This is a genomic window from Pseudomonas sp. S12(2018) (genome assembly GCF_024355235.1).
GTDB lineage: Bacteria > Pseudomonadota > Gammaproteobacteria > Pseudomonadales > Pseudomonadaceae > Aquipseudomonas > Aquipseudomonas palmensis.
In genome coordinates this window covers 292433-314734 of the sequence record NZ_QLAD01000001.1, presented here as the reverse complement: position 1 = coordinate 314734, position 22302 = coordinate 292433, and the positions used below count along the sequence as shown (strand labels likewise).

Below are 22302 nucleotides of genomic sequence, written 5' to 3'. Positions count from 1 at the left end.
TTTTTCCCATGAAACATGGATGTTGCGTCGCACTGCTGGCCGCGCAGGCCTTGACCGCAGCCATGCCCGCCCAGGCGGGCTTGGGCAGCGACGTGTTCACCGGTACCTTGGGTACCCAGTCGATCGTGCTGGAGCTCGACCGCGCCGTGCCCGAGGATGTCAGCGGGCGTTACTTCTACGTGAAGTATCACCACGACCTGCAGCTCACCGGCAGCATCCAGGGCACGCGGATTCAACTGGTGGAGGGGCATGAGCCGGCCCCGGAGGCAGGCATCGACTCGCTGCCAACACTCGCGCTGTGGCCGGCTGCCCAGGGCGGCCTGCAAGGTGAGTGGCAAAGCCCCCAGGGCAAACGCCTGCCGATCACGCTGCTGCCGGCACGACTGCCGCAGGTACCGTCGGGTGCCGATCCGTTCCTGGCCCGCCAGTACACCGACTCACCCTATGAGTACCTGAGGCTGATGCAACTGCCGTTGAAGCCGGGCGAGCTTGAACACTTTCAAGGCTACCCGCTGCGCTGGCTGAGCGAGCCGTCCTCGGGGATAAGCCTGTTCGTGATCGAGGACGGTTACCCTGCGCAGCAGCTCACACGCCTCAACCAGTTGCTGCGCGCGCGCCTGTCCAGTGATGTGGTGGCCTACCACCAGTGCATGCTGCTGGGGCGCCCTGGCGGGTACTACCGGCAGACGGTGACGCCGCAGTTCATGAGCAATGCGCTGCTCAGTGTCAGCATCGTGCAGGACTACAGCTGCGACGGCACGCCGATGCTGCCCACCGATGCGCCGCTCAACCTGGCGGTGGAGTCGGGCAAGGAGCTGACCCTGGACGATGTGCTGTGGGTGGGCGAGGGCAAGCCGTTTCACTACGAGTACCAGCCTGGCCCCAACCCCGAGCAGTTCGCCACCGTGAGTTTCGGTGCCTATGTGGACTACCGCTCGCGCACCTTTGCGCCGTGGTTGCTGGCGCAGCTCAAGCAGCTTTATCCGCAGCACATGTTGGGCGAGGTGGGCGAGGACGGCTGCGATTATGCACAGGCGCAGGTGTGGCAGATGCCCACATGGCGCTTTACCCCCGAAGGCATCCAGTTCGACCCGGTGTTCGACAGCGTGCAGCGCCATTGCCGTGGGGTGGGCTGGGCGGTGCTGCCGTATCGGATAGTGAGGCAGCATGCAGGTGGAGTGGCGCTCGAACTGCCGGAGTGAGGGCGTTCAACTATGTAGCACCGCTGCAGCCGGCAGCGACTTCATCGACGCGTAAAGGACGGCGCCAGGGGAACCCGTTGCAAGGCGTATAAGCCGTTGCAGAAAATTTTTTGCAACGTAATCAGGCCATCACGCAAGTTCTGGTTACTGACAGCTTTATCCACGGTGTTTATGCCTGCCGCTACAACGACCGCTATGCCTCGGTGGATGCAGGCTGGACCGAGCCCTGCCTGCGTACCGCGATCGATGCAGTGATCAACCTGTGCAACGACACCGGGGCACTGTTCAACGGCGGTTTCAGCATGGCGGTCTATCCGCACTATCGCATTCAGCCCCAGGCGTCCTGGTAGGCCTTTCCTACAGGCGCAGAGCGGCCTTGCAGCATTGTCGGAAGGGGCCGACTTGTCCCTCTTGAGGGTTGTTTTGTCCACTGGAAAGCCTCCAAACGACAACTCGAACAACAAAAAGGACACTCCCATGCCTGCACCCTCTGTCCCGGTCAGCCCCGTGCGTATTGCCGTGATTCAGTTCGACCCTCAGGTCGGGCTGGACCAGTGCGACAACAACTTGTGCAAAGGTCTGCAGCTCGCCGAAGAGGCGGTGCATGACGGTGCCAACCTGATCGTGCTGCCCGAGCTTGCCAACACCGGCTACACCTTCGAGACCCGAGCAGAAGCCTATGCGCATGCCGAAACCCTCGATGAAGGTCCCAGTATCAAGACCTGGCGCGCCTTCGCCCGGGAGCATCAGGTGTACCTGGTGGCAGGATTTGCCGAGCGCGATGGCCTCAAGCTGTATGACAGCGCGGTGCTGTTCGGCCCCGACGGCCTGCTGGGGCATTACCGCAAGGCACACCTGTGGAACCAGGAAAAGCTCTGGTTCAGCCCCGGTGATCTGGGCTTTCCGGTGTTTGAAACCCCGATCGGGCGGATCGGCCTGATGATCTGCTGGGACGTATGGTTTCCCGAGGTGCCACGCCTGCTTGCGTTGCAGGGTGCAGACATCATCTGCAGCCTGAACAACTGGGTGTGGACACCGCCCCCGCTGTTCGATGCCAGCGGCAGGTGCATGGCCTCGTACCTCACCATCACTGCGGCCCACGTCAACAATGTCTACATTGCCGCCGCCAACCGCATCGGCAGCGAGCGTGGCGGGCGTTTTCTGGGGTGTTCGCTGATCGCGGGCACCAATGGCTGGCCGTTGGGTAAGGTGGGGGGCGCCGAGGACGAGTGCATCCTGTATGCCGATGTCGACCTCAGCACTGCACGCAGCGCGCCGGTCTGGAACAGCCTGAATGACCTGCCACGGGACCGTCGCACCGATTGCTATGGCGCGATGCTGGGTTATGACCAGCATCCAGCGCTGCCGCGCTGAGGAGTCGCCATGGACAAGTCAATCGACAAGGTGGAGGCAGGCTTTCTGCCTTTGCTGCTGATGTGCGTGTGCGTGTCGCTGGGCACCGGGGTGTTCATCGAGGTCATCAGCGGGCGTGCGGCATCCTGGGTCGGGGTATGGCCCGACTACGCGCACATGGTCGCCAACCTGCACGAGCCGCTGGCGCGGTTGCGCTGGATCGTCGGCGATATCAGCGAGGTAGCGTTCTACAAGCATGAGCTGCCGGCGATCGGGTTGCTGCTGGGCGCCGCGCTGGCCCATTGGGCGCACCGCACGGGCCGGGCATGGCAGGGCTTTGCGATCTGCTATGGCACCGGGTTGTGGCCCTGGCTGGTGACCAGTTCGCTGCTGGGGCTGGTGTTCAGCCATGTGCTGTGGGGCTGGACGCTCAGCGCCAGCACCTGGCAACCCACCTTCGTCGCGTTCGTCTCGCTGCCGGCGGCGATGGTGCTGCTGTTCGGCGGCGGCTGGAAGGTCGCGATCAATGGCGCGTTGCTGGGGGCACTGCTGGTGACGCCAGCAAGCCTGCTGCTGGTCAATTACCTGTGCTACCCATTCGGCTTGCCGGTGGTGATCGGCAATGTTGGCGGCATGGCCGTTGCGAGCGTGCTGGCGTTCATGCTGTGCCGGCGGTTTGCAGGCCTGGTGCGCTCGACGCCGCCTGTCGATGCGCCGCCACCGGCACCGGTCGTCGAGAGAGCGACACCGCACTACGGCGTTGGCTGGACGCTGCGACGGGTGCTGGCCGACTTCAGCGAGGCGCCGTTCTTCGGCAATGAGCTGGCCAGCCTGGGCTTGTTGCTCGGCGTGCTGGCGGCCTACCTGCTGTCGCCGGCCGGGCCGGCCTACGGCTCGCAGCTGGTGCTGGAGATGGTGGGCGGGCAGGCGCTGGCGTCGCTGATCGGCGTGCTGTTGTGGCGCAGGCAATGGATGCAGCGGGGGTGGTACCCGACCTACATCCCGATCGTTTCCGTAGTGCCGGCGGCGGTGCTGACATTGGGTGGCACGTGGGAGGTAGTGGTGCTCAGCGCCGGCCTGGGCGCGGTGATGGCACCGCCATTGGCGGTCGCAATCAGCCAGCGCCTGCCCAGCCATCTGCATGGGTACATTGGCAACGTGCTGTCGATGGCTGCCTGCACGCTGATGATCCTGCCATTTGTGGCGTGGCTGACGGGCGCCGGGTAAGCGCTGAAGGGCGGGGTGATGTAGTGTTACGGCAGGATCCCGCCTTGAGGCTATGCCATGACAGCTTTTGTACAGCCTTTGAACGATAAGGAAATGACCCGTCTTGATGGTTTTCTGCTCAAGTACGGTAACGATGAAGCCATCCTCACGCTCTCGGAGCTGGATGGCTTTCTGGTAGCGCTGGCCAGTTCGCCCGTGTTGTTGACGCCCAACGAATGGCTGCCCGAAGTGACCGGCGGCAGAGCGCCGCGGTTCAAGAAGCCGGCCGAGGCCGAGGCGTTTTCGGCGTTGTTGATGCGCTACATGAACAACGTGGCGGGCGAGCTCAGTGAGGCGTGTGATGCCTTCGAGCCGTTGTTTCTCGAAGACGAGTCCGAGCCTGATCCGCAGGTGGTGGTCGAGGAGTGGTGCTTCGGCTATTTGCGGGGTGTGCAGGTAGCGCGCTGGCCGGCGCTGCCGCCGGTGCAGGTGCGGCACCTGGAGGCGATTGCGCTGCATGGACTGGACGAGAACATCGAAAAAATCGAGGCGTTGCAGCCGCAGGAGCATGCGGCTTCGGTCGAGGCCGTCGTGATCGGTTTGCGGGCGTTGTATCGGTTTTTCGATTCGCAGCGCGGGTAGCCATCGCGCGACCCTCTGATTTGCCGACGCCATCGCGGGTCAAGCCCGCTCCCACAAAGTGTTTGCGCCCTCCTGTGGGAGCGGGCTTGCCCCGCGATGGGCTGTCTGCCAACCCTAATCTTGTTGTAATTCCAGGTAATCAATGACACTGCATGTACTGTTCGTGTGTACTCAGAACCGCTTGCGCAGCCCCACGGCTGAACAGGTGTTTGCCGACTGGCCGGGGGTGGAGACGGCCTCTGCCGGTGTGGGCAATGATGCGGACGTGCCGGTGGGCAACGAGTTGCTGGCGTGGGCAGACCTGGTGATCGTGATGGAACAGGCGCACCGCAAGAAACTGTCGGCGCGATTCCGCTCGGTGCTGGGCGACAAGCGCATCGTTTGCCTGGGCATCCCGGACGACTATGGGTTCATGGCGCCGGAGTTGGTTGAACTGTTGAAGGCCAGGGTGCCGCAGTTTTTGCCGGATCAACTGTAGTAGTGCGCAAGGTCTGCTGGCCTCTTCGCCAGCAAGGCTGGCTCCTACCGGGTTCCAGCGTGACCCTGGCTGACAGACGCTAGCAGGCGCAGCGACCAACAGCATGCGAAAACCTCTGAAAAAAGCCAGGCACAAAAAAGGCCGCCTTGCGGCAGCCTCTTTTTGCAGCATCCACGCGCGGGAATCAATCCCAGCTCAACGCGCCGCCAGTCTGATACTCGATAACCCGCGTCTCGAAGAAGTTCTTCTCTTTCTTCAAGTCCATGATTTCGCTCATCCATGGGAACGGGTTGGTGGTACCTGGGTACTCTTCCTTCAGGCCGATCTGCGACAGGCGACGGTTGGCGATGAACTTGAGGTAGTCCTCCATCATCGCCGCGTTCATGCCCAGCACGCCGCGTGGCATGGTGTCGCGTGCGTATTCGATTTCCAGCTGAGTACCCTGCAGGATCATCTGCGAGGCCTCTTCCTTCATCTCGGCATCCCACAGGTGCGGGTTTTCGATCTTGATCTGGTTGATCACGTCGATACCGAAGTTCAGGTGCATCGACTCGTCACGCAGGATGTACTGGAACTGCTCGGCAACGCCGGTCATCTTGTTGCGACGACCCATCGACAGGATCTGGGTGAAGCCGCAGTAGAAGAAGATGCCTTCGAGTACGCAGTAGTAGGCGATCAGGTTGCGCAGCAGCTCCTTGTCGGTCTCGACGGTGCCGGTGTCGAACTCCGGGTCCGAGATGGCACGGGTGTAGCGCAGGCCCCAGGCGGCCTTTTTCGCGACCGAAGGGATCTCGTGGTACATGTTGAAGATCTCGCCTTCATCCATGCCCAGCGATTCGATGCAGTACTGGTACGCGTGGGTGTGGATCGCCTCTTCGAACGCCTGGCGCAGGATGTACTGGCGGCACTCGGGGTTGGTGATCAAGCGGTACACGGCCAGTGCCAGGTTGTTGGCAACCAGCGAGTCGGCGGTGGAGAAGAAGCCCAGGTTGCGCATGACGATGCGACGCTCGTCGTCGGTCAGGCCTTCGGGGGTCTTCCACAGGGCGATGTCCGCGGTCATGTTGACCTCTTGCGGCATCCAGTGGTTGGCACAGCCATCCAGGTACTTCTGCCAGGCCCAGTCGTACTTGAACGGTACCAGCTGGTTGAGGTCGGCGCGGCAGTTGATCATGCGCTTCTCGTCGACCGCTACACGGGCAGCTGAGCCTTCCAGCTCGGCCAGGCCTTCGGCGATGTCGAGATCGTCCAGGGCCGCCTTGGCGCGCTTGACCGCGTCGGAGTCGGCGGCGGTCACTGCACGGGCTTCCTGCGCGGCCACACCGCCAGCGCTGTCGAGCTTGTCGATGCCCGCTTCAGCCACCTGAGAGGCGGTTTGACCTTTGGCGGCGACTTCGCCGTCTTCGTTTTCGAATTCGTCCCAGCTCAGCATGATGGGTCTCCTGCTTGAGGGCCATGAAAGAGTATGGCCGGTTGGATCTAGGGTTGCGCTGCTCGCGGTTAAGGTGTGCACGCAAAATCTTGGAATGCTTCCGGGGGCGCAGCCCCTCGGGGAGGGCGGGGTGACCCGCACCTGGGTGTTCGGCGATAGAGGCCGGTGGTTGTGCCGACCTCTTCGCTGGCAAGGCCAGCGCCTACAGGGTAGGCGCAAGGCGCCGCTTGCAAGCGGCGCCTTCAGGCCTTACTGGCAGGCTTCGCAGTCTGGCTCGTCGATCGCGCAGGCTTTTGGCACTGGGGCAGGGCCGGCTGGCGCTGCTGCCTGGACCGGGGCGCTGTCGCCACCGCTGGACACGGCGTTGAGCTTGCCGGTGCTGATGGTCGACTTCTCGGTGCTGGTGGCGGCCAGGGCACGGAGGTAGTAGGTGGTTTTCAGGCCACGGTACCAGGCCATGCGGTAGGTCACGTCCAGCTTCTTGCCCGAGGCGCCGGCAATGTACAGGTTCAGCGACTGGGCCTGGTCGATCCACTTCTGGCGACGGCTGGCTGCATCGACGATCCATTTGGTCTCGACTTCGAACGCGGTGGCGTACAGGTCCTTGAGCTCCTGCGGAATACGCTCGATCTGCTGCACCGAACCATCGTAGTACTTCAGGTCGTTGATCATGACCGAGTCCCACAGGCCGCGGGCCTTCAGGTCGTGGACCAGGTACGGGTTGATCACGGTGAACTCGCCCGACAGGTTCGATTTCACGTACAGGTTCTGGTAGGTCGGCTCGATCGACTGCGAAACGCCGGTGATGTTGGCGATGGTCGCGGTCGGTGCGATGGCCATGATGTTCGAGTTGCGAATGCCTTTCTGCACACGGGCACGTACCGGTGCCCAGTCCAGGCTCTCGTTCAGGTCGACATCGATGTACTGCTGGCCACGTTGCTCGATCAGGATCTGTTGCGAGTCCAGCGGCAGGATGCCCTTGGACCACAGCGAGCCCTGGAACGTCTCGTAGGCGCCACGCTCATCGGCCAGGTCGCAGGAGGCCTGGATCGCGTAGTAGCTGACCGCTTCCATCGACTTGTCGGCGAACTCGACCGCAGCGTCCGAACCGTACGGGATGTGCTGCAGGTACAGCGCGTCCTGGAAGCCCATGATGCCCAGGCCCACAGGGCGGTGCTTGAGGTTCGAGTTGCGCGCCTGCGGCACGGAGTAGTAGTTGATGTCGATCACGTTGTCGAGCATGCGCACGGCAGTGTTCACGGTGCGTTGCAGCTTGGCGGTGTCCAGCTTGCCGTCGACGATGTGGTTCGGCAGGTTGATCGAGCCCAGGTTGCAGACCGCGATCTCGTCCTTGTTGGTGTTCAGGGTGATCTCGGTGCACAGGTTCGAGCTGTGGACCACGCCCACGTGCTGCTGCGGCGAACGCAGGTTGCACGGGTCCTTGAAGGTCAGCCACGGGTGGCCGGTCTCGAACAGCATCGACAGCATCTTGCGCCACAGGTCTTTGGCCTGGACGGTCTTGAACACCTTGATCTTGTTGTACTCGGTCAGGGCTTCGTAGTACTCGTAGCGCTCTTCGAAGGCCTTGCCGGTCAGGTCGTGCAGGTCTGGTACTTCGCTTGGCGAGAACAGGGTCCACTTGCCGTCATCGAAGACACGCTTCATGAACAGGTCGGGGATCCAGTTGGCGGTGTTCATGTCGTGGGTACGACGACGGTCATCACCGGTGTTCTTGCGCAGCTCGATGAATTCTTCGATATCCAGGTGCCAGGTTTCCAGGTAGGCACAGACCGCGCCCTTGCGCTTGCCGCCCTGGTTGACCGCAACAGCGGTGTCGTTGACCACCTTGAGGAAGGGCACGACGCCCTGGGACTTGCCGTTGGTGCCCTTGATGTAGGAGCCCAGTGCACGCACAGGGGTCCAGTCGTTGCCCAGGCCACCGGCGAATTTCGACAGCATGGCGTTGTCGTGGATCGCGTGGTAGATGCCCGACAGGTCGTCCGGCACGGTGGTCAGGTAGCAGCTCGACAGCTGCGGACGCAGGGTGCCGGCGTTGAACAGGGTCGGGGTCGAGGCCATGTAGTCGAACGACGACAACAGGTTGTAGAACTCGATCGCACGGGCTTCCTTGTCTTTCTCTTCCAGCGCCAGGCCCATGGCCACGCGCATGAAGAACACCTGTGGCAGCTCGAAGCGCACGCCATCCTTGTGGATGAAGTAGCGGTCGTAGAGGGTCTGCAGGCCCAGGTAGGTGAACTGCTGGTCGCGCTCGTGGTTGATCGCCTTGCCCAGACGCTCCAGGTCGAAGTCGGCCAGGGCAGGGTTGAGCAGTTCGAACTGCACGCCCTTGGCCACGTAGGCAGGCAGCGCTTTGGCGTACAGCTCGGCCATTTCGTGGTGGGTGGCGCTGTCGGCCACTTCGAGGAAGCTCAGGCCTTCGGCACGCAGGGTGTCCATCAGCAGGCGGGCGGTGACGAACGAGTAGTTCGGCTCGCGCTCTACCAGGGTACGGGCGGTCATCACCAGGGCGGTGTTGACGTCCTTGATGGCCACGCCGTCGTACAGGTTCTTCAGGGTTTCGCGCTGGATCAGCTCGCCATCGACTTCGGCCAGGCCTTCGCAGGCCTCGGTGATGATGGTGTTCAGGCGGTTCATGTCCAGCGGCGCGAAGCTGCCGTCGGCCAGGCTGATGCGGATGCTCGGGTGCGGCTGTACCGAGGCGTCGGCCGGAGTGCGGGTGGCACGCTCCTTGGCACGCTGGTCACGGTAGATCACGTAGTCACGGGCGACTTTCTGCTCGCCGGCGCGCATCAGGGCCAGTTCGACCTGGTCCTGGATCTCTTCGATATGGATGGTGCCGCCCGAAGGCATGCGACGCTTGAAGGTGGCGGTGACCTGCTCGGTCAGGCGGGCGACGGTATCGTGGATGCGCGACGAGGCGGCAGCGGTGCCGCCTTCAACTGCGAGGAACGCTTTGGTGATGGCCACGGTGATCTTGTCGTCGGTGTAGGCGACGACAGTGCCGTTACGCTTGATCACGCGCAGTTGGCCGGGGGCGGTGGCAGCCAGATCCTGGTTCGAATCAGCGGCCTGCGGCGCCAGCGCCTGCGGGTTCTCGCGAGTTGTGTCGGTTTGCATGGGTGTCTCCACGTTCTCTATGTTTGTTCAGATGCCTTTTGGGCACCTACCGTTCCGTCCGAAAGCTCGCCAACTTGCCCACCGGCGCATGCGCGCCTGGCCGGGCAGGGTCTACCGACTTCGGGACAGATCAGGAAAAAAAGGGGCAATCGCTTGCCGCTCCCTGGCCGAAGTCAAAGGTTCTGGGCCACGGCCCAAAAACTGTTGCTGACGGGGATGCACTTGCAACACCCGTACCCGAAACAAGGCCCGTCGCGGGCTTGCACCGGTCGCCTTCCGCAGGAGCGGTTTGGCTGCGAATTTCAATCAAAGTTCAAGCAAAAAAAGCGCCTCTGAAGGCTTGAGTTCTCTGCTCCACTTGTGCTTGGATTTTTGTTCAAAACCCAACATGTAGTGTTTTGTCGCGCTGGGGATACAAGATAATGCGGTATCGGGGGTATTGCAAGGCAGTGGCCTGTGGATAACGTGTGGGTAGATTGTGCGTGATTATGGGCAAAGCCTTGTAGGCCGCGTCCCACCGCCATTCCACCGCTCGTCACTCTTTTTTTGCCCGGGCAAAGCGTCGCAGGGGCATTTTTGAGGGCGCGAACCCTATCACAAAAAACACACTTGTCCAGCGACTTTGGCGCGGCTTTTTCCGGCGCCCGGCAGTGGTAGTATCGCGGGCCAATGTTGCCCTTTATTGAAGGGCTTCACTCCAACAATAAAAAGCCCAGCCGAGGTGATCCGTGCAGCAGCCCAACAGTCAGGTGTTGATCGTCGAGGATGACGAGCGTCTAGCCGAGCTGACCCGTGACTACCTGCAAGCCAATGGCTTCGACGTGGCGGTGGAGGGCGATGGGGCGAAGGCGGCGGCGCGCATCGTGGCCGAGCAGCCAGACCTGGTGATCCTCGACCTGATGCTGCCCGGCGAGGACGGCCTGAGCATCTGCCGCAAGGTGCGCACGCAGTACAACGGGGTCATCCTGATGCTCACCGCGCGCAGCGAGGACCTGGACCAGGTGCAGGGCCTGGACCTGGGCGCCGACGATTACGTGTGCAAGCCGGTGCGCCCGCGCCTGTTGCTGGCGCGGATCAACGCCTTGCTGCGTCGCACCGAGGTGCCGGCCACCACGGGCGAGCGCCAGAGCCTGCAGTTCGGCCCGCTGCGGGTGGACAACACCCTGCGCGAAGCCTGGCTTGGCGACAACGGCATCGAGCTGACCGCTGCCGAGTTCGACCTGCTGTGGCTGCTGGTGAGCAACGCGGGGCGCATCCTGTCCCGCGAAGAGATCTTTACCTCCCTGCGCGGGGTGGGCTATGACGGCCAGGACCGCTCCATCGATGTGCGCATCTCGCGCATCCGCCCCAAGATAGGCGACGACCCCGACCACCCGCGCATGATCAAGACGGTGCGCAGCAAAGGCTACCTGTTCGTGGGCGAGGCTGCCCAGGCGCTGGGCCTGGTTGAATGAACTCGATATTCCTGCGCATCTACGGCGGCATGCTGGCCGCCCTGGTGCTGGTGGCGTTGCTGGGCGCGCTCAGCCTGCACCTGCTCAACGAGGTGCGTGCCGAGCAGTACCGCGAGCGCCTGGCCCACGGCACCTTTACCCTGATGGCCGACAACCTGGCCCCCATGAGCGATGTGGAGCGTACCCGGGCGCTGGCGATATGGGGGCGCCTGCTGGGCATTCCGCTGGCCCTCGCCTCGATCGATCAGGCCGCCCTCGACGGCAGCCAGCGCACCCGCCTGCAACGCGGGCATGTGCTGGTGCAGCGCACCGGCCCCCATGCGGCGCGGGTGCTGCGCCAGGTGCGCGGGCAGAACCTGTTGCTGACCGGCGAGGTGCAGCAGATCAGCGAGCAACTGGCCCGCGCCACCATCTACCTGCTGGCCGACGAACTGGTGCGCTACCCGGTGGGCGAGCAGCCGCAGCGCCTGGCCGAACTCAAGCAGAGCAAGGGGTTCGGCTTCGACCTGCGCCTGCTCAGCCTCGACCAGACCGACATGGACGGCGACCAGCGCCGTCGCGTCGACGAAGGCGACACCGTGATGGCGCTGGGCAAGGACGGCAACTCGATCCGCGTGTTCGCCGGCATGGTGGCCACGCCCTGGGTGCTGGAGATCGGGCCGCTGTATCAGATGAACCCGTATCCACCGCAGATGCTGCTGGTGATCGCGGCGCTGGGGCTGTGCCTGATCGGCCTGATCGTGTACCTGCTGGTGCGCCAGTTGGAGCGGCGTCTGTCGGGCCTGGAGGCGGCGGCCACGCAGATTGCCCAGGGTAGCCTGGACGTGCGCGTGGCAGCGGACGACGCCGACTCGGTGGGGCGCCTGGCCGCGGCGTTCAACCATATGGCCGGGCACCTGCAGCAATCGCTGAACATGCAGCGCGAACTGGTGCGGGCGGTGTCCCATGAGCTGCGCACCCCGGTGGCGCGCCTGCGCTTTGGCCTGGAGATGGTCGAGAACGCCAGCAGCGAGCACGCCCGCGAGAAATACCTGCTGGGCATGGACAACGACATTCAGGACCTCGACCGACTGGTCGACGAGATGCTCACCTACGCACGCCTTGAGCAAGGGGCGCCGGCCCTGAACTTCCAGCGTATCGACCTGGATGCCTTGCTCGACCAGGTGATTGCCGAACTGGCGCCGCTGCGCCGCGAGGTGCGGGTGCTGCGCGGGCCGTGCCAGGGCGGCGAGCAGGGGGCGTGGGTCGAGGCCGAGCCGCGCTACCTGCACCGCGCCCTGCAGAACCTGGTGAGCAATGCGATGCGCCACGCCGAGTCGCAGGTCAGCCTGAGCTATCAACTGGGCGCCCAGCGCTGTCGCATCGACGTCGAGGACGATGGGCCGGGGGTGCCGCAAAGCGCCTGGTCGCGCATCTTCACGCCCTTTACCCGCCTGGACGACAGCCGTACCCGCGCCTCTGGCGGGCACGGGCTGGGCTTGTCGATCGTGCGGCGGATCATCTACTGGCATGCCGGGCGCGCCCTGATCGGCAAGAGCGAGCGCCTGGGTGGTGCCTGCTTCAGCCTGAGCTGGCCACGCGCGCATGACGCGGAGCAGGCGCAGGAGGACGGCCTTGAGGCTCGCTGAGCTGTTGCGCCCCGACGCCTTCGATGCCCTGCTGCTGGGGCTGTACGGCCCCGAGCTGATGCCGGCGCAACGGCCGGTGCTGGTGTCGCAATGGTCCAAGTACTACTTCGCCGTGCTGTGGCGTGCGGCCCTGGTCGGGCGCGCCCCGTTGCAGGTTCAGGCGCTGGCGGTGATGCTGGATGGGCGCGGCCTGCCAACCGACCTGTCGACGTCCGCGGCGGTGGGCGGTGTGGCGGCGGTACTGGAACGGCACCTGCCAGCCATCGTCGAGCAACTGGCCGTGCTGGGCAGCGTGCCGGCGGCGGTGTTGTGGGGCAATGCCGGTGACTGCCTGGAGCAGATTGCAGGTGAGCGGCCCGAGGTCCAGCGGTTGCTCGGTACGCCCGGCAACCCGCTGTACGGCGCGGTGCGCTACACCCCTGACGGGCGGCGGGTCAGGCGCACCTGTTGCCTGAGCTACAAGGTCGAGTGGGTAGGGCGCTGCGCGCAGTGCCCGCTGTAAGCCTGCGGCTCACACGCTGACCAGGCTCAGCAACTGATCGCCCTGCAGGCTGAACTGCCCCTGGATTTCCCGGCCGTGGCACCACAGCGGCGACAGGTCGGTGAGCAGGCGCAGGCGGGCGTGGCCATCGGCGGACCACTCCAGCAGTTCGGCGTGCTCGAAATAGAAGCGCTTGCGCACGATGGGGTACAGCGCCTTGAACAGGCTTTCCTTGAGGGAGAAGGTCAGCGTGGTGGTCAGGCTCAGCTGGCTGCGGTCCATGCGCTGCAGCTCATCGGCAGTGAGGATTTCGCCCATCAGGCGTTCGGCGCGTTCGGCCTGCAGCAGGTTTTCCTGGTCCAGGCCCAGGCCCTGGCAGTCGCTGCTGCGGGCCACCACGGCGGCCGCCCAGCCCTTGCCGTGGGTGATCGAGCCGCTGATGCCGGCCGGCCATAGGGGGGCGCGGTCGTCGCCGGTGGCGGGCAGGTAGTCGCGCCCGTCCAGGCGCTGCAGGGCGGCGCGGGCGCACACGCGGCCGGCCAGGTACTCGGCCTGGCGCTTGGCCACCGAGCGTTGCAGGCTGGGGGTGGGTTCGATGGCGGCGCGCCGGAAGTCATCGGCGGCGAGGTTGGCCGGGTCGAAGGCGCAGCTGACCAGCACCGCACCGGGGACCGGGTGGGGCAGGGGCCAGTGGTGCTGGAGCGGGGCGCAGCAGTGCGGGAGTCGATTCATGGGCGCTATTGTGCCGTGGCCCACGAGCCTTCGCCACCAACGCTGGCGCCTGCAGGTTCACGCGGCCTGCCGCAGGAGCCAGCGTTGCCGCCAGGCGGGCTTCAGTCAAACACCTTCTTCAAGAACACCTGCAGGTCTGCCCACGAGCTTTCATCGGCGGCCTTGTCATAGCCGATATCCGGCCCGCCGTGCTCGCCGTGGCTCAGGCGGTCGGCATCCGGGTTGGTAAAGCCATGCTTGGCCCCCGGGATGCTCACGAACTTCAGGTCGGCGCCGGCTGCCTCCATCTCCTTCCTGAACGCAGCCACCTGCTCGGGGGTTACCATGCTGTCGCTGGCGCCATGCTCCACCAGCAACGGCGCCTTCACACTGCCGCTGGTTGCCGGCGTGGCCGTCACCAGCGCTCCGTGAAAGCTCGCCACCCCCGCCAGCGGCTCACTGCGCCGCGCAGCGTCCAGCACCACCTTGCCGCCGAAGCAGTAGCCGATGGCGGCGATCTTGTCGGGGTTGGTCTGCGGTTGGATCTTCAGCAACTCGACCCCGGCATCGAAGCGTGTTGCCGCCGTCTTCGGGTCTTTCAGGGCCGCCGCCATGAACGCCTGCGCATCGGCCGGGTGCTCGGTGTTCTTGCCGTCGCCATACATGTCGATGGCCAGCGCGCTGTAGCCCAGCCCGGCCAGGTCGCGGGCGCGGCGCTTGGCATAGTCGTTCAGCCCCCACCATTCGTGCACCACCACCACCCCGGGACGTTCGCCCTTCACGGCGTCGTCATAGGCGTAGTAGCCCACCAGGCGCTTGCCGTCGGCGTCCTGGTAGTCGATCTGGCGGGTTTGCACCGCAGCCTGGGCCAGGCCAGTGGCGCCGATCAGGGCAAGTGCGAGCAGGTAACGCATGGTCAGTCTCCTTTTTTCCGTTGATGCCCGCTCGTTCAGCCGGGGTTCAGCCAGCATTCAGCGGCGGTTCAGGGCGCCCTGCTTACTCTAGCTCCCACACAAACACCGCGCATCACTCTGGAGTACACACTCATGAAAAGCCTCAATACCGTACTGATCGCCATCACCATGCTGGGTGCCAGCTCCCTGGTACAGGCTGCCGACACCACCTTCGCCGGCCTCACCTACGGCCAGACCAGCGACAAGATCAAGAAGTCCGGCCTGCTCAGCAGCAACACCGACCACCTCAACACCGACGGCATCATCAGCAAGGACGGCACCTGGGGTGCGCGCATTGGTCAGCAGAACGACCAGGGCCGCTACTACCTCACCTATGACAACGTCTCCAACAACCACAGCGGCCTGAAAATGCGCCAGGAAAACCTGCTGGGCAGCTACGACGTGTTCTATCCGCTGGGTAGCAGCACCAAGGCATTCGGCGGTGCGAGCCTGGGCGTGACCAAGCTCAGCCAGGAATCCTCCGGCTACAGCCGCGACACCGACACCGGCTACGCCTACGGCCTGCAGGCTGGCGTACTGCAACAGGTCAGCAGCAATGCTTCGGTCGAACTGGGCTACCGCTACCTGCGCAGCAACGCCACCACCGAACTGTCCGAGCACGACGGCGACAAGCTCGGTGCCCTGCGCCTGAAAAGCAGCGCGCAAACCTACCTGTCGGCCAACTACCTGTTCTGAACCCCCGCGCAATACCCGAACCGGCCTTCACTCTGGCCGGTTCGCTGTTATTCTGCCGTTATGTAGCGAGATGCCCGGCCAAGCAGGCCGGGCCTGGTTATGGAGGAGCGTATGAAACTGCTGGTGGTCGAGGATGAAGCCCTGTTGCGGCATCACCTGTTCAGCCGTCTGAGCGAAAGCGGGCATGTGGTCGAAGCGGTGGCCAATGCCGAGGAGGCGCTGTACCAGGCCGAACAGTTCAATCACGACCTGGCCATCGTCGACCTGGGCCTGCCGGGCATGAGCGGGCTGGACCTGATCCGCCAACTGCGCAGCCAGGGCAAGACATTTCCTATCCTGATTCTCACCGCCCGTGGCAACTGGCAGGACAAGGTCGAAGGCCTGGCCGCCGGTGCCGACGACTACGTGGTCAAGCCGTTCCAGTTCGAAGAGCTGGAGGCGCGCCTGAATGCGCTGCTGCGCCGCTCCAGCGGCTTCACCCAGTCGACCATCATCGCCGGCCCCCTGCGCCTGGACCTCAACCGCAAGCAGGCGCTGCTCGATGACCAGCCCCTGGCATTGACCGCCTACGAATACCGCATCCTCGAATACCTGATGCGCCATCACCAGCAGGTGGTGGCCAAGGACCGTCTGATGGAGCAGCTGTACCCCGACGACGGCGAGCGTGACCCCAACGTGATAGAAGTGCTGATCGGCCGCCTGCGCCGCAAGCTCGAGGGCGACAACGGCTTCAAGCCCATCGACACGGTACGTGGCCTGGGCTACCTGTTCACCGAGCGCTGCCTGTGATTCGTTCGCTGCGCCTGCGCCTGATGCTGGCCGCAGCGGTGCTGGCGCTGCTGTTCATGCTGGCCCTGTTGCCGGCCCTGCAGAAGGCCTTCAGCCTGGCCCTGCAGGAGTCCATCGAGCAGCGCCTGGCCTCGGACGTGACCACGCTGATCTCGGCGGCGCGCATAGACGGCGGCAAGCTGCAGATGCCCGATCTGCTGCCGGACGAGAAATTCAACCTGCCCGACAGCCGCCTGCTCGGCTACATCTACGACCGCCAGGGCAACCTGGTGTGGCGTTCGCGTGCCACCAACGACGAGAACATCAACTACACACCCCGCTACGACGGGCGCGGCAACGAGTTCGCGCGCATCCGCCAGGACCACGGCGAGGAGTTCTTCGTCTATGACGTGGAGGTCAAGCTGCTGGGCGGCAAGAGCGCGGCCTTCAGCATCGTTGCCCTGCAACCGGTGCGCGAGTACCAGCAAACCCTCAACGGCCTGCAAGAGAAGCTCTACCTGGGCTTTGGCGCGGCGCTGCTGGCCCTGATGCTGCTGCTCTGGGCCGGGCTGACCTGGGGCCTGCGCTCGCTGCGGCGGATGAGCGTGGAGCTGGACGACGTGGAGTCCGGCGCCCGCGAGGGCCTCAGTGCCGAACACCCGCGCGAGCTGTTGCGCCTGACCGGCTCGCTCAACCGCCTGCTGCGCAGCGAGCGCGAGCAGCGCGGGCGCTACCGCGACTCGCTGGATGACCTGGCGCATAGCCTCAAGACCCCGCTGGCGGTGCTGCAAGGGGTCAGCGAAAGCATGGCCCAGCGCGAAGGCGAGCGCGAGCAGGCGCGGGGCTGCAGAGCCAGATCGAGCGCATGAGCCAGCAGATCGACTACCAGTTGCAGCGCGCCAGCCTGCGCAAGAGCGGCCTGGTGCGCCACCAGGTGGCCTTGCACCCGCTGCTCGACAGCCTGTGCAGCACCCTGGCCAAGGTCTACCGCGACAAGCAGGTGCACATCACCTACGCAGTGCCCGACCAGGCACTGGTACCCATGGAGCAGGGCGCATTGCTCGAACTGCTCGGCAACCTGCTGGAAAACGCCTACCGTCTGTGCCTGGGGCAGATCCGCATCAGCCTGCGGGTCAGCGACACGGCGCTGGAGCTGTGTGTCGAGGACGACGGCCCCGGCGTACCGGTGCACCAGCGCGAACGTATCCTGCAGCGGGGCGAGCGCCTCGATCGCCAGTACCCGGGGCAGGGCATCGGCCTGGCGGTGGTCAAGGACATCATCGAGAGCTACGACGCCACCCTCACTCTCGACGATTCGCCCCTGGGCGGCGCAGCCTTCCGTATCCGCTTTCCGCTCGACTGAGCGCCTGCCACATTCCGCCCAGTGGGCGGATTACCGCCATCATCGGGTCTATTCTTTGAGTGCCGGGCGGAAATCCGCCAACTGGCGCGTCCTGCCTTGCTGCCTTGCGGTGCACGAAATGCCCTGAAACAGGGTGTTTGCACCGCCTTGGCACATCCTGGCATCAGCCTTGCTATTAACTCCGCAGAGCATTGCCACGCAGCTCGACACAACAAATCCCTCCAATGCAGGAGGGTTCGCGCTTTAGGTGCCGATCGCCTCCTGGGAAGGATGGGCCGGCACATTGAGGAAAATAGCCATGACGACGCGTCAGCCGCTGTACAAATCGCTGTATATCCAGGTGATCATCGCCATCACCATCGGTATCTTGCTGGGTCACTTCTATCCCGACACCGGTGTGGCGCTCAAGCCGCTGGGTGACGGTTTCGTCAAACTGATCAAGATGGTCATCGCCCCCATCATCTTCTGCACCGTGGTCAGCGGCATCGCCGGCATGCAAAGCATGAAATCGGTCGGCAAGACCGGCGGCTACGCGCTGCTCTACTTCGAAATCGTCTCGACCATCGCGCTGATCATCGGCCTGGTCGTGGTCAACGTGGTCAAGCCGGGTGCCGGCATGCACATCGACGTGACCACCCTCAACGCCAGCAGCGTGGCTGCCTATGCCGCCGCCGGTGCACAGCAGACCACCGTCGGCTTCCTGCTCAACATCATCCCCAACACCGTGGTCGGTGCCTTCGCCAACGGCGACATCCTGCAGGTGCTGATGTTCTCGGTGATCTTCGGTTTCGCCCTGCACCGCCTGGGTGCCTACGGCAAGCCGCTGCTGGACCTGATCGACCGCTTCGCCCACGTCATGTTCAACATCATCAACATGATCATGAAGCTGGCCCCGATCGGTGCCTTCGGTGCCATGGCCTTCACCATCGGCCAGTACGGCGTGGGTTCGCTGGTGCAGCTGGGCTACCTGATGGCCTGCTTCTACATCACCTGCCTGCTGTTCATCCTGGTGATTCTGGGCGGTATCGCCCGTGCCCACGGCTTCAGCGTACTCAAGCTGATCCGCTACATCCGTGAAGAGCTGATGATCGTGCTCGGCACCTCGTCGTCCGAGTCGGCCCTGCCACGCATGCTGGCCAAGATGGAGCGTCTGGGCGCGAAGAAATCGGTGGTTGGCCTGGTGATCCCGACCGGCTACTCGTTCAACCTGGACGGCACCTCGATCTACCTGACCATGGCTGCGGTGTTCATCGCCCAGGCCACCGACACCACCATGGACATCACCCACCAGATCACCCTGCTGCTGGTGCTGCTGGTGGCCTCCAAGGGTGCTGCAGGCGTTACCGGCAGCGGCTTCATCGTGCTGGCCGCGACCCTGTCGGCGGTCGGCCACCTGCCGGTTGCCGGCCTGGCGCTGATCCTGGGTATCGACCGCTTCATGTCCGAAGCCCGCGCCCTGACCAACCTGATCGGCAACGCGGTGGCAACCGTGGTGGTGGCCAAGTGGGTCAACGAACTGGACGAAGACAAGCTGCAAGCCGAGCTGGCTTCGGGTGGTTCGCCTCTGGTCGACACCCGTCCTACCGACGACCTGGGTGTCGCCGAAGGTGCGGTACGCCAGGGCTGAGGTTAGCCAAACGCAAAAAGCCCATCTTCGGATGGGCTTTTTTTTGTGCCTGTGCAGGCGTCTTCGCCGCAAGGCCGGCTCCTGCAGGGCGCTGGCTTGCCGGCGAAGCGTCTACTCCACCCGCGTCTCGCCGGTGAACACCAGCGTCTGCCGACACCGCCGGCACAGATACCGCCGCCCCTGGCGCACCAGCCCGTGGCGCTGCGCCGAGAACGGAAAGTCACTGCCCGCACATGGGCACTTGTAGATGTAGCGGGTCACGCTGCGGCGCTTGACTGCATAGTTGTGGCAGCGGTTGGGTGGCAGCTCGTACACCCCGCGCATGATCAGCTGCCACTCCTCGCCATGGGGCTGGATGCGGTCGCCGAACAGTTGATGCGCCACCAGGTGCGCGACTTCGTGGGGCACGGTCTGGCGCAGGAAGTCTTCACTGTTCTCGCGGTACAGCTGCAGGTTGAAGCGCAGCAGGTTTTCGTGCAGGTGCGCGACACCGGCCTTCTGCCCGCGCAGCTTGAAGCTCACCTCGGGACGCAGGAAGGGGCGCTTGAAAAAACTTTCGGCTTGCTGGTAACAGCTTTCGACGCGGGAATTGAGCAGCTCTGGCATATCGGTTGGACACTCCTGGCCGGCAATTATGCCGCAACCCGGGCGGCGCTGCCGAGACCGCTGGTCCGCACAGCATCAAGCCGCCTTGCGGCGGCCTGATGGGTACAGCCCCTAGGTTGGCGTATTGTCTAGCTGGTATAGACGGGCCCCACGCCCAGTCCCCAGACGATCACGGTGAAGGCCATGATGGCAACCAGCACCACCAGCCCCACCGCCAGCACCGAACTCGAGAACAGAAAGCCCTCGTCGGACGGGATGTTCATGAAGGTCGGCAGGCCCACGTACAGCAGGTACACCGTGTAGCAGATGGCTGCCGTGCCGACGATCATTCCCAGCCACAGGTGCGGGTACAGCGCCGCCAGGCCGCCGATGAACAGCGGGGTGGCGGTGTAGGTGGCGAACGCGATGCATTGGGCCATGCTCGGGGTGGCGTCGTAGGTGCGCGCCATCCAGTGGATGAAGGCGCCCATCACCGCGACGCCGCCCAGCATGGCCAGGTAGGACATCACGGTCATCCAGATCGCACTGTCGACGGTGAGCATGACCGGTGCGCGGTTGCCGATCACCCAGCCCACCTGGGTGGTGCCGATGAACGCGGAAACGGCGGGTATCGCCGCCAGTATCAAGGTGTGGGTCAGGTACATGTGGCTGATGGTTTCGTCTTCGCCACGGATTTCTTTCCATTCCTGGTCAGGATGGGTGAACAGCCCCAGAACGTGATGGATCATGCCAGTCACTCCCTCGTTGTTGCCATCGCCCCCCAGCGGAGCGCTTGCGCGGCCCAGTGGCTGGGCCTGACGGGATCAGGTCACGCTTGCTGTGGCCTTATGACGCAGTATAGGAAGGGGTTCGCTGCACAAATCCGCTTTTTTAGAGCAAATTGCGCTGTAAGCGCGGCGCTTCATTTCCTTGCAGTCTTTATCGGATGGGCTACGCGAGCGTCAGGTTTGTGCGTAAAATGTGCCGCTTTTGTCACACCTTGCGGATTCAATCGCCATGGGCACCCTTTCGGTCAACCAGAACAAACTGCAAAAACGCCTGCGTCGCCTTGCCGGCGAAGCCGTCGCCGACTTCAACATGATCGAAGAGGGCGACAAGGTCATGGTCTGCCTGTCGGGCGGCAAAGACAGCTACACCATGCTCGATGTTCTGCTGCACCTGCAGAAAGTGGCGCCGATCAAGTTCGACATCGTCGCGGTCAACATGGACCAGAAGCAGCCAGGCTTCCCCGAGCACATCCTGCCGGCCTACCTCGCGACCCTGGGCATCGAGTACCACATCGTCGAGAAGGACACCTATTCGGTGGTCAAGGAACTGATCCCGGAAGGCAAGACCACCTGCTCGCTGTGCTCGCGCCTGCGTCGCGGCACGCTGTACACCTTCGCCGACGAGATCGGTGCGACCAAGATGGCCCTGGGGCATCACCGCGACGATATCGTCGAGACCTTCTTCCTCAACATGTTCTTCAACGGCACGCTCAAGGCCATGCCGCCCAAGCTGCGCGCCGACGACGGTCGCAACGTGGTGATCCGTCCGCTGGCCTACTGCGCCGAGAAGGACATCCAGGCCTACTCGGACATGAAGCAATTCCCGATCATCCCGTGCAACCTGTGCGGCTCGCAGGAAAACCTGCAGCGCCAGGTGGTCAAGGACATGCTGGTGGAGTGGGAGCGCAAGACCCCGGGCCGCACCGAGAGCATCTTCCGCGGCCTGCAGAACGTGGTGCCGTCGCAGCTGGCGGACCGCAACCTGTTCGACTTCACCAACCTGCGCATCGATGAGACCGCCACCCCACGGTTCGTCGATGTTCTGAACCTCTGACCGGCATGCGCGATTATCAGTGGCTGCATGAATTCTGCCTGAACCGCTTCGGTTCGGCGGCGGCGCTCGAGGCGCACCTGCCCGAGCCGTTGAGCCCGGCGCAGCTGCGCCAGATCAGCGACGACCGCTACCTCTCGACCATGGCCCTGCGGGTGTTTCGCGCCGGGCTCAAGCACAGCCTGGTGGACGCCAAGTGGCCGGCGTTCGAGCAGGTGTTCTTTGGCTTCGACCCAGAGAAGGTGGTGCTGATGGGCGCCGAGCACCTGGAGCGGCTGATGCAGGACACCCGCATCATCCGCCACCTGGGCAAGCTCAAGAGCGTGCCTCGCAATGCGCAGTTCATGCTCGACGTGGCCAGGGAGAAGGGCAGTTTCGGTGCGTTGATCGCCGACTGGCCGGTGACCGACATCGTCGGCCTGTGGAAGTACCTGGCCAAGCAGGGCAACCAGATGGGCGGGCTGTCGGCGCCGCGTTTTCTGCGCATGGTCGGCAAGGACACCTTCGTGCCGAGCAATGACGTGGTGGCGGCGCTGGTGGCGCAGGATGTGATCGACCGGCAGCCGACCAGCCAGCGCGACCTGGCCACCGTGCAGCAGGCGTTCAACCAGTGGCATGCCCAGAGCGGGCGGCCGATGTGCCAGTTGTCGATGATGCTGGCGTATACCGTCAACCATTGAGAACGACGGTGTCGCAATCGCGGGTCAAGCCCGCTCCCACAAGGACCGTGGTAATCCTGTGGGAGC

The 22302-nt window shown here is 64.1% G+C and carries 20 protein-coding genes and 1 pseudogene; 15 read left to right on the top strand and 6 right to left on the bottom strand.

The genetic code is table 11. From position 1 onward, the window contains the following. Window positions 1–8: 8 nt before the first annotated feature. From DN388_RS01545 to DN388_RS01520, 6 genes are all read left to right on the top strand, one after another. A complete protein-coding gene (locus tag DN388_RS01545; RefSeq protein WP_254996530.1) occupies window positions 9–1202 on the top strand; it encodes a hypothetical protein in 1194 nt (397 codons plus the stop codon). Between the two features lie 110 nt (window positions 1203–1312). After that, a complete protein-coding gene (locus DN388_RS01540; protein WP_229589997.1) occupies window positions 1313–1552 on the top strand; it encodes a hypothetical protein in 240 nt (79 codons plus the stop codon). 127 nt (window positions 1553–1679) lie between these two features. Beyond that, window positions 1680–2576, top strand: coding sequence for a nitrilase family protein (locus tag DN388_RS01535; RefSeq protein ID WP_054914714.1), 897 nt, complete (start codon window positions 1680–1682; stop codon window positions 2574–2576). Window positions 2577–2636: 60 nt separating this feature from the next. Then, complete coding sequence (locus DN388_RS01530) at window positions 2637–3782, top strand: hypothetical protein (RefSeq protein WP_254996796.1); 1146 nt, start codon at window positions 2637–2639, stop codon at window positions 3780–3782. 57 nt (window positions 3783–3839) lie between these two features. After that, window positions 3840–4403, top strand: coding sequence for a UPF0149 family protein (locus DN388_RS01525; protein ID WP_078479805.1), 564 nt, complete (start codon window positions 3840–3842; stop codon window positions 4401–4403). A 148-nt stretch (window positions 4404–4551) separates the two neighbouring features. Beyond that, a complete protein-coding gene (locus tag DN388_RS01520; protein WP_229590066.1) occupies window positions 4552–4881 on the top strand; it encodes a low molecular weight protein tyrosine phosphatase family protein in 330 nt (109 codons plus the stop codon). A gap of 184 nt (window positions 4882–5065) precedes the next feature. Here DN388_RS01520 and DN388_RS01515 read toward each other — a convergent pair whose 3' ends face one another. Then, window positions 5066–6313 (bottom strand): ribonucleotide-diphosphate reductase subunit beta, encoded by a 1248-nt coding sequence (locus DN388_RS01515; RefSeq protein WP_043862583.1) that lies wholly within the window; start codon window positions 6311–6313, stop codon window positions 5066–5068. A gap of 249 nt (window positions 6314–6562) precedes the next feature. Continuing rightward, window positions 6563–9451 carry a ribonucleoside-diphosphate reductase subunit alpha gene (locus tag DN388_RS01510; RefSeq protein WP_043862582.1) on the bottom strand — a complete coding sequence of 963 codons (2889 nt, stop codon included), beginning with the start codon at window positions 9449–9451 and terminating at the stop codon, window positions 6563–6565. Between the two features lie 728 nt (window positions 9452–10179). On the opposite strand from DN388_RS01510, the gene DN388_RS01505 reads away from it, so the two are divergent. Genes DN388_RS01505 through DN388_RS01495 form a run of 3 tightly spaced genes read left to right on the top strand, consistent with a single transcriptional unit; the run spans window position 10180 to window position 13035 of the window. Continuing rightward, window positions 10180–10905, top strand: coding sequence for a response regulator transcription factor (locus DN388_RS01505; RefSeq protein ID WP_054914711.1), 726 nt, complete (start codon window positions 10180–10182; stop codon window positions 10903–10905). Beyond that, on the top strand, window positions 10902–12533 hold the full coding sequence (locus DN388_RS01500; RefSeq protein ID WP_054914710.1) for an ATP-binding protein: 1632 nt from the start codon (window positions 10902–10904) through the stop codon (window positions 12531–12533). The genes DN388_RS01505 and DN388_RS01500 overlap by 4 nt, the downstream gene beginning before the upstream one ends. Next, a complete protein-coding gene (locus DN388_RS01495) occupies window positions 12520–13035 on the top strand; it encodes a (2Fe-2S)-binding protein (protein WP_054914709.1) in 516 nt (171 codons plus the stop codon). The genes DN388_RS01500 and DN388_RS01495 overlap by 14 nt, the downstream gene beginning before the upstream one ends. A gap of 9 nt (window positions 13036–13044) precedes the next feature. Here the strand turns inward: DN388_RS01495 and DN388_RS01490 are convergent, their stop codons facing one another. Next, window positions 13045–13746, bottom strand: coding sequence for a 4'-phosphopantetheinyl transferase (locus DN388_RS01490; protein WP_236176571.1), 702 nt, complete (start codon window positions 13744–13746; stop codon window positions 13045–13047). 101 nt (window positions 13747–13847) lie between these two features. Continuing rightward, window positions 13848–14639: a dienelactone hydrolase family protein gene (locus DN388_RS01485; protein ID WP_058540996.1), complete on the bottom strand. Its 792-nt coding sequence runs from the start codon at window positions 14637–14639 to the stop codon at window positions 13848–13850. Window positions 14640–14771: 132 nt separating this feature from the next. Between DN388_RS01485 and DN388_RS01480 the strand changes: the two genes are divergently transcribed. The 4 genes and pseudogenes from DN388_RS01480 (at window position 14772) to DN388_RS01465 (ending at window position 19132) form a co-directional block, all read left to right on the top strand. Continuing rightward, a complete protein-coding gene (locus tag DN388_RS01480; protein WP_043862576.1) occupies window positions 14772–15374 on the top strand; it encodes a membrane protein in 603 nt (200 codons plus the stop codon). Window positions 15375–15485: 111 nt separating this feature from the next. Beyond that, window positions 15486–16163 carry a response regulator gene (locus tag DN388_RS01475; RefSeq protein WP_043862575.1) on the top strand — a complete coding sequence of 226 codons (678 nt, stop codon included), beginning with the start codon at window positions 15486–15488 and terminating at the stop codon, window positions 16161–16163. Then, window positions 16160–17505 (top strand): annotated as a pseudogene (locus DN388_RS01470) (ATP-binding protein). Before DN388_RS01475 ends, DN388_RS01470 begins: the two are co-directional and overlap by 4 nt. Before the next feature lie 298 nt (window positions 17506–17803). Next, window positions 17804–19132 carry a dicarboxylate/amino acid:cation symporter gene (locus DN388_RS01465; protein ID WP_054914705.1) on the top strand — a complete coding sequence of 443 codons (1329 nt, stop codon included), beginning with the start codon at window positions 17804–17806 and terminating at the stop codon, window positions 19130–19132. Window positions 19133–19243: 111 nt separating this feature from the next. On the opposite strand, the gene DN388_RS01460 is transcribed toward DN388_RS01465, so the two are convergent. Beyond that, window positions 19244–19738 (bottom strand): SprT family zinc-dependent metalloprotease, encoded by a 495-nt coding sequence (locus DN388_RS01460; protein WP_043862572.1) that lies wholly within the window; start codon window positions 19736–19738, stop codon window positions 19244–19246. A gap of 128 nt (window positions 19739–19866) precedes the next feature. Continuing rightward, a complete protein-coding gene (locus DN388_RS01455) occupies window positions 19867–20466 on the bottom strand; it encodes a Yip1 family protein (RefSeq protein WP_043862571.1) in 600 nt (199 codons plus the stop codon). 268 nt (window positions 20467–20734) lie between these two features. On the opposite strand from DN388_RS01455, the gene ttcA reads away from it, so the two are divergent. After that, complete coding sequence (gene ttcA, locus DN388_RS01450) at window positions 20735–21559, top strand: tRNA 2-thiocytidine(32) synthetase TtcA (RefSeq protein WP_054914704.1); 825 nt, start codon at window positions 20735–20737, stop codon at window positions 21557–21559. A gap of 5 nt (window positions 21560–21564) precedes the next feature. After that, a complete protein-coding gene (locus DN388_RS01445; RefSeq protein WP_054914703.1) occupies window positions 21565–22236 on the top strand; it encodes a DNA-3-methyladenine glycosylase I in 672 nt (223 codons plus the stop codon). The last annotated feature ends 66 nt before the right edge of the window (window positions 22237–22302 follow it).